Source organism: Pelobium manganitolerans, assembly GCF_003609575.1.
Lineage (GTDB): Bacteria > Bacteroidota > Bacteroidia > Sphingobacteriales > Sphingobacteriaceae > Pseudopedobacter > Pseudopedobacter manganitolerans.
This window is the reverse complement of record NZ_MBTA01000029.1, coordinates 26,887-45,310: the sequence shown is the minus strand read 5'-3', so window position 1 is coordinate 45,310 and position 18,424 is coordinate 26,887. Positions and strand designations below refer to the sequence as shown.

The 18,424-nt window shown below is 41.6% G+C and carries 12 protein-coding genes and 1 pseudogene; all 13 read left to right on the top strand.

Translation table 11 applies throughout. The annotated features are described in order from the left end of the window. Positions 1 to 23 precede the first annotated feature (23 nt). Entirely contained in the window at positions 24 to 1,769 is a 1,746-nt protein-coding gene (locus tag BCY91_RS15785; protein WP_120183017.1) for an FAD-dependent oxidoreductase, read from the top strand. Continuing rightward, the gene (locus BCY91_RS15780) at positions 1,759 to 3,273 is read left to right on the top strand and encodes a PQQ-dependent sugar dehydrogenase (RefSeq protein ID WP_120183131.1); all 1,515 of its coding nucleotides are present in this window, start codon (positions 1,759 to 1,761) and stop codon (positions 3,271 to 3,273) included. Before BCY91_RS15785 ends, BCY91_RS15780 begins: the two co-directional genes overlap by 11 nt. Continuing rightward, positions 3,274 to 4,509 (top strand): Nramp family divalent metal transporter, encoded by a 1,236-nt coding sequence (locus tag BCY91_RS15775; RefSeq protein ID WP_120183016.1) that lies wholly within the window; start codon positions 3,274 to 3,276, stop codon positions 4,507 to 4,509. Between the two features lie 23 nt (positions 4,510 to 4,532). Further along, a complete protein-coding gene (locus tag BCY91_RS15770) occupies positions 4,533 to 5,549 on the top strand; it encodes an NAD-dependent epimerase/dehydratase family protein (protein WP_120183015.1) in 1,017 nt (338 codons plus the stop codon). After that, positions 5,549 to 6,613: a dihydrodipicolinate synthase family protein gene (locus BCY91_RS15765; RefSeq protein WP_120183014.1), complete on the top strand. Its 1,065-nt coding sequence runs from the start codon at positions 5,549 to 5,551 to the stop codon at positions 6,611 to 6,613. The genes BCY91_RS15770 and BCY91_RS15765 overlap by 1 nt, the downstream gene beginning before the upstream one ends. Further along, a complete protein-coding gene (locus tag BCY91_RS15760; RefSeq protein WP_147387953.1) occupies positions 6,606 to 8,573 on the top strand; it encodes a ligand-binding sensor domain-containing protein in 1,968 nt (655 codons plus the stop codon). The genes BCY91_RS15765 and BCY91_RS15760 overlap by 8 nt, the downstream gene beginning before the upstream one ends. Positions 8,574 to 8,576: 3 nt before the next feature. Then, positions 8,577 to 10,583 carry a hypothetical protein gene (locus BCY91_RS15755; protein ID WP_120183012.1) on the top strand — a complete coding sequence of 669 codons (2,007 nt, stop codon included), beginning with the start codon at positions 8,577 to 8,579 and terminating at the stop codon, positions 10,581 to 10,583. An 83-nt stretch (positions 10,584 to 10,666) separates the two neighbouring features. Further along, positions 10,667 to 12,649 carry a ligand-binding sensor domain-containing protein gene (locus BCY91_RS15750; RefSeq protein WP_147387952.1) on the top strand — a complete coding sequence of 661 codons (1,983 nt, stop codon included), beginning with the start codon at positions 10,667 to 10,669 and terminating at the stop codon, positions 12,647 to 12,649. Positions 12,650 to 12,661: 12 nt separating this feature from the next. Continuing rightward, entirely contained in the window at positions 12,662 to 13,021 is a 360-nt protein-coding gene (locus BCY91_RS15745) for a c-type cytochrome (protein WP_120183010.1), read from the top strand. Beyond that, positions 13,021 to 13,335 (top strand): annotated as a pseudogene (locus BCY91_RS18100) (carboxypeptidase-like regulatory domain-containing protein); the annotation flags it as partial. The gene BCY91_RS15745 and the pseudogene BCY91_RS18100, both read left to right, overlap by 1 nt. A gap of 6 nt (positions 13,336 to 13,341) precedes the next feature. Continuing rightward, positions 13,342 to 15,369, top strand: a complete 2,028-nt coding sequence (locus BCY91_RS15740; protein ID WP_245989194.1) for a TonB-dependent receptor — start codon at positions 13,342 to 13,344, stop codon at positions 15,367 to 15,369. Between the two features lie 3 nt (positions 15,370 to 15,372). Next, positions 15,373 to 16,104, top strand: coding sequence for a ThuA domain-containing protein (locus tag BCY91_RS15735; RefSeq protein ID WP_120183008.1), 732 nt, complete (start codon positions 15,373 to 15,375; stop codon positions 16,102 to 16,104). A 7-nt stretch (positions 16,105 to 16,111) separates the two neighbouring features. Then, positions 16,112 to 18,322: a DUF7133 domain-containing protein gene (locus BCY91_RS15730; RefSeq protein ID WP_120183007.1), complete on the top strand. Its 2,211-nt coding sequence runs from the start codon at positions 16,112 to 16,114 to the stop codon at positions 18,320 to 18,322. Positions 18,323 to 18,424 lie beyond the last annotated feature (102 nt).

Below are 18,424 nucleotides of genomic sequence, written 5' to 3'. Positions count from 1 at the left end.
GTTTATTAGATGTGCAATCTGATATGAAACGCAGAAATTTTATTGAATTACTTGCTGTGGGCGGTGGCGGTGTAGCTACAGCATCGTTTATAGGTTTACCCGCAAATGCCACCGAGAAAGCGCATAACCAAGTGTTTTGGGGTCCAAACCAAGCATTGCATGCTGATGTTGTGATTATCGGTGCTGGTTTAGGTGGTTTCGCGGCCGCTATGGCCTCACTAAGAAATCATAAAACCGTTGTCTTAACAGAAGAAACAGATTGGATTGGCGGTCAATTAACTCAGCAGGGAGTACCGCCAGATGAGCATCAATGGATAGAAACCCACGGCTCTACAAAATTATATCGAGATTTTAGAACGAAGGTACGTCAATATTATCAAGACAATTATCCGGTAACAGAAACCGCAAAGGCCAATCCTATATTTAATCCGGGCAACGGCGTAGTTTCCAGACTTTGTCATGAACCTCGGGTTGCTTTAGAAGCAATGCGAAGTCTAATTGCTCCTTATATTTCTAACGGTAAACTGATATTGCTGCTACAACACAAAGCTGTTGGTGCAGATACAGTTAATGACGAGGTTAAATCTGTGACGGTAAAGAGCTTAAAATCTGGAGAAAAGATGGTGTTAAGCGCGCCATATTATGTAGATGCCACCGAAATGGGCGATTTGCTGCCTATGACCGGGACTGAGTTTGTTACAGGTACAGAGTCAAGAAAAGATACCGGAGAACTGCATGCGCCTAAGCAAGCCAACCCGAAAAGCAATCAGGCTTTTACGGCTTGTTTTGCCATAGATTACGTCCCTGGCGAAGACCATACTATTCCTAAGCCGGCTGACTATGATTTTTGGGCTAATCATGTGCCTGATTTAGAGCCCGCTTGGGCTGGAAAATTGCTCGATCTCCATTACTCTGATCCACGAACCCTGAAGCCCAAAAAATTGGGATTTCATCCCGAAGGATTGCCGACAGGGGATATGTTGAACTTATGGAACTACCGTAAAATCATTGACAAAACAAACTTTAACGATGGATTTTACAAAGGCGATGTTACCATTGTGAACTGGCCACAGAATGACTATATGCTGGGTAACCTAATTGGCGCATCTGAAGAAGAGTTTAGCAAACATTTTAACAGTGCCAAACAGCTTAGCCTTTCTTTACTTTATTGGCTGCAAACCGAAGCACCACGACCAGATGGTGGAAAAGGCTGGAGAGGCTTAAGATTACGAAAGGACATTATGGGCACCGAGGATGGGCTGGCAAAATATCCATATATCCGCGAGGCAAGAAGAATCAAGCCTGTGTTTAGGGTACAAGAGCAACACGTAGGAAGAGAGAACAGACGCAAAACGGCTGAAGCTTGGGAAGATAAAAACAAAGCCTCTGTTTTTTACGACAGTGTGGGCGTCGGATATTACCATATTGATTTACATCCCACATCTGATAGAGTAAATTATGTTGACTTTGATTCTCTCCGTTTTCAAATCCCTTTAGGTGCATTATTGCCACAACGCATGAAAAATATCTTACCAGCAAATAAAAACATAGGCACAACGCATATTTCTAACGGGTGTTTCCGGCTTCATCCGGTAGAGTGGAGTATTGGCGAAGCAGTGGGTATGTTGGTTACGTTTGCTGAAGAAAAAAATGTTATCCCACGCCAAGTGCGTAGTGATAAAGCTTTGCTAAAAGAGTTTCAGGCGTTTATACGCAGCCAGGGTTTGGAAACAGAGTGGCCAAACGATGAAGTTATTTATGAAGATTAAAACCTTACTGGGCTTTTGCCTTTTATTTTTTATTTCCTGCGGCAGCTTTCAACAGAAGGCTGATTTTCCTGTTGTAGCAAATGTACAACTAAACAAAACCTTACTTGCGGTAAGTATAGTTGCAGATAGCTTGAACGTGCCTTGGGATATACAGCTGATAGACGATCATCAGATCATGTTTACAGAAATAGCTGGCAATATTAGTAAGTTAGATTTAAATACCGGCAGTGTAAAACATTTGTACAGCGTGGCCGATGTTTACCATAAGCGCACTTTAGGGCTTTTGGGAATGTGCCTTTCGCCAGATTTTAAAGAAAATCCGTACGTGTATATCAGCTACACTACAAAAAACAGCGCGGGTATTTTCTCAAAGCTGGTAAGACTAACTTACAACGGCGACACGCTAGGTAATCCGGTTACACTGCATACCATCCCGGGCAGTACCGGCCACAATGGTTCGAGGGTAACATTTTCTAAGGACGGGAAATTGCTGTGGGCCACAGGCGACGCAGCCAGCGATACTTTTGCGCAAGATAGTACATCCTTGAACGGTAAAATACTGAGGATGAATCCAGATGGCTCTGTGCCGAACGATAATCCTATACGGGGTAGCTTGGTGTATGCTTGGGGTTTCCGTAATATGCAAGGCCTTACCGTATCAAACAAAGGGAAAATTTATACATCAGAGCATGGCGATGCCATAGAGGATGAAGTAAATTTAATAAAGCCTCTCCATAACTACGGTTGGCCACAGATTGAGGGCATACACGATTTGCCAAGTGAAATAGCAATAGCTGAAAAATCTCCTCGTACAGAACCTATTAGATCTTGGACTCCAGTGATTGCGCCGGCTGGCTTGCAGTATTATAATTCATCCGCTATACCTGAATGGCAAAACTCTTTGTTACTGGTAACTTTAAAAAGCCAAAGCTTTAGAGTTTTAAAGCTAAATGCATATGAAGAAAAAATTGAACAAGAACAGGTTTTTTTCTCAAAGCATTTCGGCAGGCTAAGAGCTGTTGCTGTAGCTGCCAATGGCGACGTCTTTTTAGCTACCAGCAATCAAGATTGGAATCCGCAACCGGGTTTTCCTAAAAATGATGACGATAAAATCTTAAAGTTGAGTCCAGCAAAAAATGCTGTTCACAAACCTTTGCGTGCAGAAGACCAAGAAACCATAGGCGCAAATACAAGCGGCGCAGCGTTATACAAAGCTTATTGCGAATCGTGCCATAAAGAAAACGGCCAAGGTGTATCCAATACATTTCCCCCACTATCAGGCGCAGAACAAACCTTAGGTTCTCCAGAACAACTTTTGCGTATAGTTTTAGATGGTTTATCAGGACAAATTACAGTCAAAGGCAAAACGTATGACCAGCACATGCCCGCTTTCAATTTTTTAAAGGATGAAGAAATCGCTAAAATTTTGACTTATATAAGAAGCAGTTTTGGCAACAAAGCCGGCGCAATTTCAGTCACTGATGTGACAAAAGCACGTAGATAAATGACAAAAAAACACTTTTCTGATGTACTTAATCGCTTTCAGGTATGGCTATTTTCACTGGGGCCTGGTATTATTACTGCAGCACTGGTCTTTGGCCCTAGTAAAATGACCATTACCTCTAAAATGGGTGCAGATTATAGGTACTCGTTACTTTGGGTGGTGGTTCTTGCCATTTTCTTCATGATTGTCTTTACCCGCATGAGCACCAGGATAGGGATGGTAAGCCCAATCTCTCTGTTGAGTTTGATTCGGAAAAAATTTGGAAACAAGATAGCTGTGTCCATAGGATTAGGTATATTTCTGGTTACGGCGTCGTTTCAAGCGGGTAATTCTATCGGTGTAGGTATCGCAATCGGCGAGGCCACAGAAACTAATCCTTTAAATTGGGTTGTGATATTTAACCTGCTAGGCATCGTTCTGCTTTTCTTCCGCTCTTTTTATAAGCTGATGGAAAAACTTATGATCGCATTAGTGGCAATCATGCTTTTTTCTTTTCTGGCAACTTTTTTCTTAATAGAGCCTAATGTCGTAGATGTTGCAGAAGGTTTTGTGCCTTCTGTCCCGAGCGAATCAATGGGTTTAATTATAGCATTTATTGCATCGTGTTTTTCGTTAGTTGGCGCTTTTTATCAATCTTATTTAGTTCAAGAACGAAAAAAATCCAGAAAATCGGACGCTCCGGAAGAGAACCCACAATCCAGCAGCACCACTGGTATCGTGATTTTAGGACTCATGGCTACAGTTGTCCTTATCTGTGCAGGAAGTGTGTTAAATCCGCAAGGATTAAAGGTTAATAGTGCCTCAGAAATGGCATTAGCTTTAGAGCCTCTTTTTGGTAGCAGTGCTGCTGCATTGTTTTTTGTCGGGTTGTTTGGAGCTTCATTTTCGTCACTTGTTGGCAACGCAACGGTAGGAGGCACTCTTTTAGGGGATGCTTTAGGCTACGGAAGCAATTTAAATATTAAGGCTGTAAAAGGTTTTATTGCTTTAGTAATGATAGTTGGAGCAGGCGTAGCGCTAAAATTCGGAAAGTTGCCACTAGAACTTATTGTTCTGGCTCAAAGTGTCACCATATTTTTGGTGCCTTTTATTGGAGTAGCGCTTTATCTTATTGCTAACGATCCGAAGATTATGGGTAACAAAAGCAACAATACCTTTGCGAAAATTACGGGTGCAATTGGTTTACTAATTGTGGCTGGCCTGGCCATTAGCAGCCTCATCAATATTTTAATTTAAAATAAAACAGACTAAAAGCTGATATGACAGATTTAACATTATTAGAGAACGAGTTTACGAAGCCTTCGGCTGCCTTAATTGCAGACTTAGCAAAGATTGAAGGAGATATTATTATTTTAGGTATTGGCGGAAAGATGGGACCAGGCATTGGAAAACTGGCCGTAGAGGCTACCAAAGCCGCTGGAGTCGATAAGAAAATCATTGGGGTGTCTCGGTTTTCCGACAGTAGGTCAAGAGCTGAGCTTGATGCTTTGGGCGTAAAAACGATTGCTTGTGATTTGCTTGACGAAAACACTTTGCAAGCATTGCCGTTGGTTAGAAATGTAGTCTATTTAGCCGGGCATAAATTTGGAACTACTGGTAATGAGGGTTTTACATGGGCTATGAATGCGTATTTGCCTGGGCGTGTAGCCGAGAAATACAAATCGTCTAATATTGTTGCGTTTTCTTCCGGTAATGTTTTACCGTTTGTAAAAGTCACTTCTGGAGGCGTATCAGAAGAGACAGCGCCAGAGCCAATAGGTGAGTATGCTCAATCTTGTTTGGGTAGAGAGCGTATATTCGAATATTTTTCGCGAAAAAACCAAACACCTACACTTATTTATCGTTTAAATTATGCCGTAGACTTTAGGTACGGTGTGCTTATGGAAATTGCAAAGTCTGTATTAAGCGGTAAAGAAATAGATTTACGGACAGAAAATGTAAATGTCATATGGCAGGGCGACGCGAATGAGATTGCGATCCGTTCGTTGCTTCACTGTCAATCACCTGCAAAAATATTAAACGTAACGGGGCCGGAGACGCTTTCGGTGCGGTGGGTTGCAGAACAATTTGGAAAAAAATTCGCAAAGGAACCAAAGTTTATTTACGAAGCCGAAGGATCGGCGTTATTGAACAATGCTTCCGAATGCCATCGCATGTTCGGTTATCCACGTGTTACCATTAGAGAGATTATTGACATTACCGCCAATTGGGTAAAACAAGGCGGTGAAGAATTAGGTAAAGCCACTCATTTTCAAGAGAGAGGAGGAAAATTCTAATGAAAAAGTTATCAAAAGAACTGGTTGGCCACTTACATAATGGGACGGTAATTCCGGCGCACCCCTTAGCGTTAGACGCCAACCGTATATTAGACGAATTTAAGCAAAGACAATTAACTAGGTATTATATGGCCAGCGGTGCAGGCGGTATTGCGGTGGCTGTCCATTCTACCCAGTTTGAAATAAGAGATCCAAAAATAAACCTTTATGAAAAGGTTTTGGCTTTGGCAGCTGAAGAGGTTGATAAAGCCAATTTACAACGCCCTTTTATTAAGGTTGCTGGAATTTGCGGGCCCACAGCCCAAGCGGTAAAAGAGGCCGAAATTGCTTTAGCGCACGGATACAATATAGGGTTATTAAGCATGGGGGGCCTCAATGATTGGTTAGAAGAAGAAATACTGGATCGGGTAAAAGCGGTTGCTTCTGTAATTCCAGTATTCGGTTTTTACCTGCAGCCCTCTGTCGGCGGCAGGATATTCAGTTATGATTTTTGGTTGAGGTTTGCCGAGATTGAAAACGTTGAAGCAATTAAATGCGCTTCGTTTAATCGTTATCAAACCCTAGATGTAATGCGCGCCGTTGTTAACTCAAGCCGTAATAATAAAATCGCAATGTATACCGGCAATGATGATAACATTGTGGGCGATCTACTTACGACTTATAGGTTTGATGTAAATACCCATACCGTTGAAAAGAAATTTGTTGGTGGACTGTTAGGGCATTGGGCAGTATGGACTAAAAAAGCCGTTGAGCTATTAGAAGAGTTAAAACTTTACCGTTTAAGCCCTAATGCTAGTAGTGCAAATGCCTTATTAAGTTTGGGCGTTGAGATTACTGATGTAAATGCGGCTATGTTTGATCCCTCGCACCAGTTCCACGGATGCATTCCCGGAATACATGAGGTATTGCATAGGCAGGGCTTGTTAAACGGCCTTTGGTGTTTAAATCCCAACGAGAAATTATCACAAGGGCAGTTTGAAGAGATAGACAGAGTTTATAAAGCATATCCTCATTTAAATGATGACGATTTCGTAAAAGATTTTTTGGAGAATGATAATGGATAATCTGTTTGGACTAAAACGTTGGATGTGGTTTCTAGCGTTTTTACCCTTCATCACTTTCGGGCAAGAAAAGCAATCCAAGTTTAAAAACTTAGGACCCCAAATTTTTACCTCGCTTATCCAAGGAAGTGTCTTTGCTGATGATCAAAATGGGAAAAGCTATGTTTATACTGTAGTAAGAGGCAGACCGGCCCACCTGGTAGGTTTTGAAATAGCATCGTACAAAAAAATTGTGGACGTGGAATTGGAAGGTACAGATGGTTCTTGGGACTTAATTACCGGAAATGACGGTATTGTTTATATTGCAGGAGCTAACGGTCATCTATTTAAACATACTCCCGGCACTTTTACTGTGGAGGATCTGGGTATCGCATTACCAGGAGAAAAAGTAATTTGGGATTTAACGGCGGGCGCGGGCAATACCATTTATGGAGGTACATATCCTGGATGTCGGGTTTTTAGCTACAATCCCGACAAAGGGTTTTCTGACGTTGCCAACAAACCACTAGTAGATACTGAAAATTATACCCGTAGTTTAGTATATGATAAACGCGAAAAAAAACTGTATGCCGGCATTGCCACCAAAGCCGCTTTAATAAAGTTAGACCCGGTTACGGGTCAAACTCAACAGCTTTTACCCGATACAAGTCGGCAACAAGAAGCTATTTACCACATTAATATTATTAATAATTTACCGGGTGGCGATAGGGTTTTTGGATGGTTAACCGGCGCCAAACAGCGCGTGACGGTTGTTTACAATACAAACACGCAACGATTTGAAGATGTTTTGCCGTCTTTAGATGTCAAATCACTTATAAAATCTCCTCACCAGGCTACAGTTTATTATTCTTCGGCAGGGAGACTTTTTGCGCTAGATTATACAAAGCGGGTTCGTAAACCGAAGGAATTATGCGCTATTAGTGGCGAAGTTAAGGCCTCAAGCTGGTCAAAGGACGGCTTACTGTATTTAATAACCGCTTCAGAAAAGGTGCATGTTTACAACCCAAAAACCAATGCGCTGGCCACGCACAGCTTAGCAATTCCAAAACAAGCAATTGATATACAATCAATAGGATTTGGACCGGATGGAAATGTTTGGAGCGCCGGATATTTGGCAGGGGGCCACGCAACCTATAATCCAACGACAGGCGAGGTAACGCAAAAACCCGGTCTCGATCAAACCGAGGGAATGGGCAATTTGGGGCCGTTTATTTATTTTGGTATTTATGCCAAATCTCGCTTGTATAAGTATGATACCCGCAAGGCTTGGGATGTTAAAAATGGCAATCCCGAATTCATTGCACAGATAAGCGGGCAGGATCGTCCTTTTGCGGTTTTGGGTTTGGAAAAATCAAATCAGGTTATTTTTGGAACAGTACCTACTTATGGCCACGTGGGCGGAGCTTTGGTGCAGTATGATGTTGAGTCAAAAAAGGTAGCCACTTTCGAGAACCTAATCCAAGACCAGTCTATAATAAGTCTGGTAAAAAGCGGTGATTTGGTAATTGGCGGAACTTCCATTTTTGGCGGATTAGGTGGCGTGCCTACACAAGAAGAGGCGGTTATTTTTGCTTGGGACCCGATTAGAAAAGTAAAAGTTTTTGAAATATCTCCTGGAAAAAATATAATGTCTGTTACCGGCCTAATCAACGGGCCCGATGGTAATATATGGGGTTTTGCCGATGGCGATTTCTTCATTTTAGATGTTAATGCCAGAAAAATAATAGTCCGTAAGCGATTGTTTGCGATCAACAGTAGGCCAAGCCATATCTGGAGAAGCGCCTTCATGCAGGTACATCCAAACGGAAAAGTATATGTAGCAGTCAATGGAAAATTATACTCTATAAATCCCGAAACTATTGAATTTGAGCTTGTAGAAGAGAAAGTGAGCTTGTTAACTATGGATAACAATGGCACGCTCTACTTCCGCAGAAACGCCAATTTGTGGTCTTTTAATCCTTAAAAAATGAATATTTCTAAGCCAGCCAGTTTTACTTTTTGGATACTGCTTATAGCGATGGCAACTTCGTGCAGTTTGAAATCTAGAACAGACTCTTCAACAAAAAAAGTTCCCGAAGGTAGCTTCAGAAATTTGGGCGTACAATTAAGGGCTGCAAACTTACAGGCAACAGCTTTTATTCAGGACCAAAAAGGTGAAGAATATGCCTACACCGTTGTGCGTGGCCGTCCCGGGCATTTGATTGGCTATAAATTAAGTGCGCAAAAAGTTATTGCAGATCTGGAGATAATTACCGCTGAAGGAGCCATTGATATGGTGGCCTCCACAGACCATTGGTTATACATTGGTGCGTCAAACGGGCATCTATACCGCACAAGGCCAGGCAGCAACCGGCTAGAAAACTTAGGCAAAGCGCTAGAAGGCACTGCAGAAATTATGGATATGGAGGCCGGTGCAGATGGAGAAGTATTTGGTGGCACTTTCCCAACGGGCAAAATATTTAGATACCACCCAAAAGATGGGTTTTCTGACGTGGCGGGACAAATAGTGGAAGGCGAGAATTACGTAAAGAGTTTGATTTACCAAAATAGCACCGGAAATATTTATGCAGGAGTAGGGTCGCACGCCCGGTTGGTAAAAATAGATATGCACCTTAAAACGAAGAAAGAACTACTGCCGCGAGAATACCAAGACCGGGAGTTTGTTTATGATATGGGCATTGTCGAAGGCGCTACCGGTGGTGATAGATTGCTGGCTTGGGTAACGGGTTCGCAGGGGAGAGACATTTTGGTTTACAACCTACAAACACATAAGCTGGAGCAAACTTTGGAAACACTTGATGCGCAAACCGTACTTAAAGCTAAAGATGCTAACCATATTTATTATACCGCCAATGGGAAGCTTTATCGTAGTGATATTGTAAAAACGCCGCAAAAAAGAGAGGTGCTATTAAACACAGGTCCGGCAAAAGATATGCGCTGGGGAAAAGATGGCCTATTGCATTTCTTAACTAAATATGGTGAAATTAAAAAGTATAATCCGGCTACCAAACAGCTTATTACCTCTAAAATAGAAACTTCACCCCAGCCTTACGGTATACAAACCTTGGTGACTGGGCCCGATGGAAAAATATGGTCTAGTGGTTATCTGCTTGGCGGAAATGCAGTTTATGACCCCCAAACTGGCGAATCGAAACGTTTAGCAGGATTAGGCCAGGCAGAAGGGATGGTTGCACATAAAAACAGCATTTACTTCGGAATCTATCCAAAAGCGCGCGTTTATCGTTACGATGTAAATCAAGAATGGAATCCTAAACAGCAAAATCCCGCGTTGTTAGGCTACATTAAAAATCAAGATCGACCTTTCGCCACTGCCAGCTTGCCAGATCAAAATAAGGTGTTTTTCGGAACTGTTTCCGGCTACGGTAAACTTGGTGGCGCACTGGCAGAATATGACGTTGAAAGCGATAGCCTGTTTACGTACAGCAACATTATCCCAGACCAATCTATTGCATCTTTGCTTTATAAAGACGGCATTCTTTGGTGTGGCACCACCATATTTGGAGGATTAGGCGCCAAACCTACACAAGCAGAGGGTAAAATATTTGTTTGGGATGTCCACTCAAAAAAAATAGTACGCGAAATAGTGCCAGCCAAGGGCGGTATGGCAGTCACCTGCTTAGCTGATGGTCCAAACAACACAATTTGGGGCTTTGTAGATGGAAGTATCTTTGTGATAAACCCGAGAACCGGAAAAGTGCTCAAAAAGAAAACACTGTTTAAGATAGACACTAATCCTAGCCATATTTGGCGCGTTGGCTTTTTGCAGCTGCATAAAAATGGTCTAATGTACGGTGCAGCCGGAGGCAACTTTTTTAAAGTTGATCCACGCACTATGGATATTACGATTCTTAAAACAGGTGTGGGCTTACTAAGTATGGATCCAAATGGTACTTTGTATACGCGTGATACAGAAAATTTGTGGAGCTATACACCAAAAGGTTACGACAAATAGCGTGCTTTAAGCAAAAAATTGGGTTAATGTTAAAGACTTATTAATTTTTTTTACTATCTTTACTTTACCAATTTAGCTTAATAATGAAACGCTTTCTTCCAAGTTGTGCTCTTCTATTTATACTGGTGATTTTTTCTTGTAAGAAAGAAGCTACCAAATCTTTAAAGGTGCCAGAGCCCTCTGCTGGTATTTTTACCAACGTAGGGCCACAACTTACAGCAACTACTTTACAGGAGAGCGCTTTTGCCCAAGACGTTTCTGGTAAAGAGTATGCCTACTCGGTGATTTCTGGTAAACCCGGTCATTTGGTAGGTTATAATATGGAAAGTGGCAAAATTGAAGTAGATCTGGAGCTGGGCGATGCGGATGGTTCTATTGCCATGGTGTTTACAGATAACTGGCTATATATTGCTGCAAATAACGCGCACCTTTACCGCACTCGTCCCGGTACCAATACTCTAGAAGATTTAGGCCTTGTTTTGCCCGGTCAGTCTACAATTATGGACTTAGTTGCCGGCAAAGATGGCGAAGTTTACGGAGGCACGTATCCCGGTGCACGTGTGTTTAGGTACCATCCGCAGAGCGGATTTTCTGATGTGGGCGGCGGTGCTGTGGTTGCTGGTGAAAGCTATGTAAGAAGCTTAGCTTATCAAGAATCGACCAATAAGCTGTATTGTGGAATAGGTTCTCACGCCGCTTTAGTGGTGATAGATCTTGCTACAAAGGCTAAGAAAAACATTTTACCTTCAACTTATAATAGGCAAGAATTTGTTTATTACATGGGTTTGGCCGAGGGATATGCAACCGGCGACCGTTTATTTGCCTGGGTTACAAGTCCGGAAAAGCGAGTGACTTTAATTTATAATCTTAATACTGAAACGGTTGAAGAAACACTTGGAACTACGGATGCGCATTCCTTAATCAAAGCTCCAAATTCTAACTTAGCCTATTACACTGCAGAAAACAAGCTGTATTCAAAAGACTTGAACACTCCTGCGCAACCAGCCACAGCAATAACGGATTGTTACGAAGCAAAAGATATGAGGTGGGGCAAAGACGGTACACTACATATTTTGACCAAATATTCGCAGGTTAGGCGCTATAACCCGGCAACAGGTCAAATTGTTACTGTGAAATACGAGGTTCCTCCGCAGCCTTACGATATTCAGACCCTCATTACCGGGCCGGACGGTCGTATCTGGTCTAGTGGATATTTGGCAGGCGGAAACGCAGCTTATGATCCAGTTGCAGATAAAGTAGTTCAGTATGCGGGTCTTGGACAGGCCGAAGGAATGACAGTTCAAGGGGATAACATTTATTTTGGTATTTACCCTGCTGCCAATTTTTATGTTTATGATACAAAGCGTCCATGGAACGTGTCACAAGGCAACCCACGAAATTTGGGAAAGATAGAAGGGCAAGACCGGCCTTTTGCAGGTGCAAGCGTGGCTGATAAAGGCAAGCTGTTTTTTGGCACTGTACCGGGTTATGGAAAACTAGGCGGTGCATTGGTGGAATACACAGTTTCTAGCGGAAAGTTAGAGAGCTATACAGGTGTGGTAGAAAATCAGTCCGTTGTAAGCCTACTTAACTATAAAGGTATAATAATCGGCGGGACATCTATATCGGGCGGTTTGGGTGTATCACCGTCGGCTCCGGAGGCAAAGCTTTTCGCTTGGAGCGTTGACGGAAAAGCCAAGCTGTATGAGATAACTCCGGTAACAAAGGCCTGGGCGATAACTAGTTTAATGCTTGGGCCGGATGAGAAAATTTGGGGAATGGCCGACGGTACTCTGTTTGTTTTTAATCCTGAGACCAAAGAAGTTGAGCGAACAAAAAAATACTACGATCTTACCGGAACGCCTAGCCATATTTGGAGAAACGCATTTATGCTTATGCATCCCAATGGAAATATTTATGCAACTTTTAACAGTAAATTTTACAAGATAAATGCTAATACATTGGAGGCAAGCGTGCTAAAAGAAGGCGTGGGTCTGCTAGCTATGGATAAGCAAGGTAGGTTGTATATGCGCGCGGCGCAGAATCTTTGGCGCTATAAACCTTAATTAAGAAGATATATGAAAACTCCATTTTTTATTGCAACTTTAATGTTTGGCAATTTTTTATTGCAGGCACAAAGCAAACAAGTAGCAAAGCCTAGCGCTTCCGTTATTGAGTCAGGAAAAGTTCTAATCTCAAAATCTGATTGTTTGGCTTGCCATAAAGTAGATACGAAATTGCTAGGGCCATCTTATTTAGACGTTGCAAAAAAATATCCCGCAACAGAAGCAAACTATCAAAAGCTTACTAAGAAAGTACTTGAAGGTGGTAGCGGCGTATGGGGAAATATACCTATGGCGCCACACATTAACTTATCGTCCGCCGATGCCAGAAAGATGGTACAATACATTTTATCGCTTAAACCTGTTACCAAGTAGTGTTAAAACCGTCTTTCACTTTATTGTTTCTGATATGGGGCTTTTCTTTGTGCGCCCAAACAAGTGTTAATTTTCAGGGGCAAGTTTTACATGGTAGCCTGCCAGTCGAAAATTCAAGGGTTACCTTATTAAATTTGGGCGTGGTTGCTACCACTGACAAAGCTGGGAATTTTGAAATCAGATCTTTGTCACCGGGAACTTACTCGTTACAAATTAGTGCCTTAAATTATGCTAGTCTTGTCATAGAAATCGCAATAGGGCGGAGCACCGGCAAATCTCAATTTCAATTGCAACCCGTTTCGCGACAACTAAACGAGGTTGTGGTTACGGCTCAAAAAACACAAACAAATTTACAGAACACGCCTACAAGCGTTAGTGTATTAGATGCACAAGATCTACAAAATTCAAAAATTTGGTATACCGATAATTTATCGGCAATAACCCCAAACATGTATGCCGGGCATTCCGGCGATTATAGAACGGTCAACAGTATACGTGGCGTAGTTACCACTTCTTATGATCCAGCAGTAGCCACTTATATAGACGGGGTAAATCAATTTGGGCTAGACACCTATATTGCACAACTCGGCGATTTGGAAAAAGTCGAAATTTTAAGAGGTCCACAAAGTACGTTGTTTGGCCGTAACGCTACAGGTGGAGTAATTAATATTACCACTACAGAGTCCGACAACAAGTCGGGAGGATATATAGACTTAAGTTATGGCAACTACAATGCACAACGTTATGTAGCGAGTATTAAGACGGCGATATTGCCAAATAAATTACTTCTTAGCGCTTCTGGAATGTTCTTAAAGCAGGACGGTTTTTACAAAAATAATTTTACAAATTCATCTTATGATGATCAAACTACTGTTCAAGGAAATTATCATCTTAAGTATAATGTCAACAATCGCCTTTCTTTTGGGATAAATTTCAAGCATCAGCAGCAGAACAATGAAGGTGCTTTTCCCCTTAGCGACGATGCATCAGGTGCGTTTTCGCAACCCTTCGTTCTTGACCAAAATGCTATTACCCAGATGCGCGATCGCACTTTTAACGCATCTGTTAGTGCAAAATATTACCATCCGCAGTTTACGTTGACTACTCAAACCGCTTATCAAGAAAACTATCGTTATTATACAAAACCTATTGATGGTGATTTTTCTCCTTTTGACATTATTACCGTAATAAACAATTACGGCAAGAGTTATAACAAGGTAGGAGCGTTTACGCAAGAGTTTAGATTTGCTTCGCCAGCCACCGATTCTGATTTTAGCTGGCAAATAGGTGCTTACGGCTTTTTACAAGATGACCCGGTAAAACAAGGCACCCATTTTGGCGAAGATGCTAGGATGTACGGTTCGCCAATGACCAATTTTACTAGTATCAATACCAATTTAGGGAAAAGTTACGGTTTGGCCACTTTTGCCCATTTAACTTATAAAATGTCTTCCAAATTGGATGTAACTGCCGGTATGCGATACGATTATGAACATCAGAAACAAAATGTTAAAGGAGAATTTGTGCCAGACGGAGGCGCTATAATGGTAACGCGTACAGATACGTCTTCTGTAGCATCTTTTAATGCTTTGAGCCCAAAACTGGCTTTAAGTTTTAAAGCAACCACAAAGAATTTTTTATACCTGTCTTATAGCAGAGGCTTTAGGGCTGGAGGTATAAGTCAGCTTTCTGCCGAGCCTAGTGAACCGCCATTAGTAGCATACAAGCCAGAATACAGCAATAACTTCGAATTAGGCAGCAAAAACACATTCTTAAACAAAAAATTAAGGCTAAACCTCGCTTTGTTTTACATGCGTTTAAGCGATGTGCAAGTGCCTACCTTAATTTTGCCCGATGCTATTACGGTAACACAGAACACAGGCGAACTTAACAGCAAAGGGGCAGAATTAGAACTTTCAGCGGTGTTGTTGAAAGGCTTAAGGTTAGATTACAATTTTGGATATACCAGCGCCAAATACAAAAATTTGATTTTGGAAAATCAAGGAAACAATGTAAACTATAAGAACAATGCGCAAATTTTTACGCCAAGAACTACTTCTTTCTTAGGTATGCAATACCAATTTGGTCTGTCCAAACAATACAAACTATTGGCCCGCGGCGAGTGGAAAAGTATAGGTAAGCAGTATTTTGATCTAAAGAACACGATTTCACAAAGTAGCTACAATATCCTCAACGCCAGACTTAGCCTCAAAAGCGGGCAGAAAGAACTCGCATTGTGGGGTTCCAACATTACTAATACACGCTACATTAGTTATGCTTATAATTTTGGGGCTGCGCATCTGGGCAATCCCAAGACTTACGGATTAAGTCTAATCTCTAAATTTTAGTAAATGAAATTATTTTTTAAAAGTACCATCTGCTATTCATTGTTCTTATTTATTGCAACAACGTTGTGCGCCATGTCTAAACCGCCCCGGATACTTGTGTTTAGTAAAACGGAAAAATTTCGCCATCAATCTATTGCAATAGGCAACGTGGCGATTCAGGAAATGGGGAAGGCCAATGATTTTTTAGTGGACACCACTACCAGTGCAGGGCAGTTTACCTATAATAACTTAAAACGCTATGCGGCGGTGGTGTTTTTAAGTACCACGGGCGACGTTTTAAACCCAGTTCAGGAGAAAGAGTTTAAAAAATATATCAATAAAGGTGGAGGATTTGTGGGCGTACATGCTGCGACGGATACAGAATATGATTGGGAATGGTACGGAGACTTAGTAGGTGCTTATTTTGGCGGACATCCGGCGGGGCAGGTAGCTACTTTAAACGTAGTTGACCAATCACATATTTCTACAATGCATTTACCGAAGGAATGGATTCGAAAAGACGAGTGGTACAACTGGAAATTTATTCGTAAAGATTTAAACGTGTTAATTACCATTGATGAAAACACTTACAAAGGAGGCACAAACGGTGACTTTCACCCCATGGCCTGGTATCATGAATTTGACGGTGGCAGGTCATTTTATACCGAGTTGGGCCATACAGATGCATCCTACAAAGACCCGCTTTTCTTAAACCACCTTTTAGGGGGAATTAAATACGCAGCAAAATTTAAATAAGGTGTTAATGAGAAAGAATTTAAAACTCGGCTCAATATTAATGGTGGCGGCCCTTGCTTACACATGCAGTACCCCAAAAAAAAGACTTAAAAGAGACCAATCTGGTAAAATTATAGTTAAACAAGATGCGCAGTTTGGGTATCTAAATAAGAAGGAAAGCCTTAATTCTATTTATTTACCTCCCGGCTATCGTGCAGAACTGGTAGCCAGCGAGCCAATGGTTGTAGAGCCGGTAGCAATTGCTTGGGACGCCAGCGGAGCAATGTATGTGGCAGAACTGAGAACTTATATGCAAGATATCTACGGCAATGATCAGGATATCCCTATTTCTACCATCAAACGCTTAGAAGATACCAATGGCGACGGTGTGATGGATAAATACACGATTTTCGTGGATAGCTTGGTATTGCCGCGAATGATTATGCCTTTGGACGACCGTATTTTGGTGAGCGAAACTTATACGCACCATATTTACAGCTATAAAGACACAAACGGTGATGGCGTTGCAGACCAGAAAGAAATAGTTTTTAGGGATGATTCTGTAAGTAAAGCCAATCTTGAGCATCAACGAAGTGGCTTGGTTTGGAATTTAGATAATAAGATATATGTAAGCGTTGAGAGCAGAAGGTACAATTACCAAAATGGAAAGCTAATTCCAGAATTATACAAAGAACGTCCAGGAGGGCAGTGGGGCTTGGCGACAGATGATTACGGGCGTATCTTTCTTTCTTCGGCAGGCGCCGAAACTCCGGCGCTAAATTTTCAGCAAAACCCATTTTATGGCCGGGTTGATTTAAAAGATCAATACAATGCAGATTTTAAAGCGGTTTGGCCTATTGTTGCTACCCCAGATGTACAAGGTGGAAAAATGCGCTTAAGGCCTGACAGCACCCTAAATCATTTTACCGGCGGAGGCGGACAAAGTATTTATCGTGGGGATAAAATGCCGGAGTTACAAGGAGACTTGTTTATTGTGGAACCGGTTGGACGTCTGGTACGTCGCGCTAAAGTCCATCATCATGAAAACGGAAAAGTCACTTTGACAAACGCTTATAACCAGGAAGAGTTTTTGGCTTCTACAGATATGAATTTTAGGCCAGTAAACAGCGCCACTGGCCCAGATGGTTATCTATATATTGTTGATATGCACCGAGGAATTATACAAGAAGCACATTGGACTAAACCCGACAGCTATCTAGGTCAGCAGATTCTGCGTCATAACCTTGACCAAAACATCGGCAAGGGGCGCATATATAGAATTGTTCCGGACCGTAAAAAAACAGACAACACCAAACCCGGCCTATTGGATAAGAAACCGGCAGAGTTGGTAAATTATTTAAACTCTCCAAACGGTTGGTACCGTACCGAAGCACAAAAGTTAATGGTGCTTAAACAAGACAAATCTATCCAGCCCCAGCTAAAACAGCTAACGAGCAGTAGCAATCATTTAAGTAGAATACATTCTTTGTGGACACTAAACGGCATTAAAGCCCTAGATAAAGCTACTTTAGTTACAGCTTTGCATGATGAAGACGCTCGCGTAAGAAAAACTGCTGTTTGGATATCCGATGAATTTTTAGATAGAGATGCCTCTATAATGGAAGAACTGGAGAAACTAAAAAATGATCCAAGTGCAGATGTGCGTTATCAGTTGGGCCTGACTTTAAGATTTAAAGAAATGCCGATGGCTAAAGATATCATTGCTTATTTATTAAAAACTTATCCGCAAGATGAAGCTTTGATAGCATCTGTTCAAAAATATGAAGCAGTGCGGGTGGCCAAAGAAGAGAGCGAAAGAAAAGCTAAAGAACTTAATGAGCAGGCGCGGCAGCTGGTATCGGAGGGTGCCAATATTTTTAACAGTATTTGTGCAACATGCCACGGACCTGATGGCAAAGGTGTTGCAATAGGTGGTAAAGATTTGCCTGCTCCGGCTTTATCGGGTGCAAAACTGGTTAACGGAAATCCTGATAAACTGATTGCAATTTTACTAAACGGACTTCAGGGTCCGATTGATGGGCATGTTTATCCGGATATTATGCCGCCGTTTGGCTATAACAATGATCAATATATTGCATCAATTATCAGCTTTATCCGTACAGATATCGGGAATAAAGCATCTATAGTTATGCCGGCCCGAGTGTCAGAAGTTAGGAAAAAAACAGAAGGGAGAAGTGCTTTTTGGACCGAGGTGGAGCTAAATCAAACATTTAAATAAACATCGGTCTGAGATTTCAGAAAAGGAGACAAACGTATTTTTAAGTTTTTAATAAATTTTAAAAATTTATTTATTTATCTATACTTTTATTAAAAAGAATTG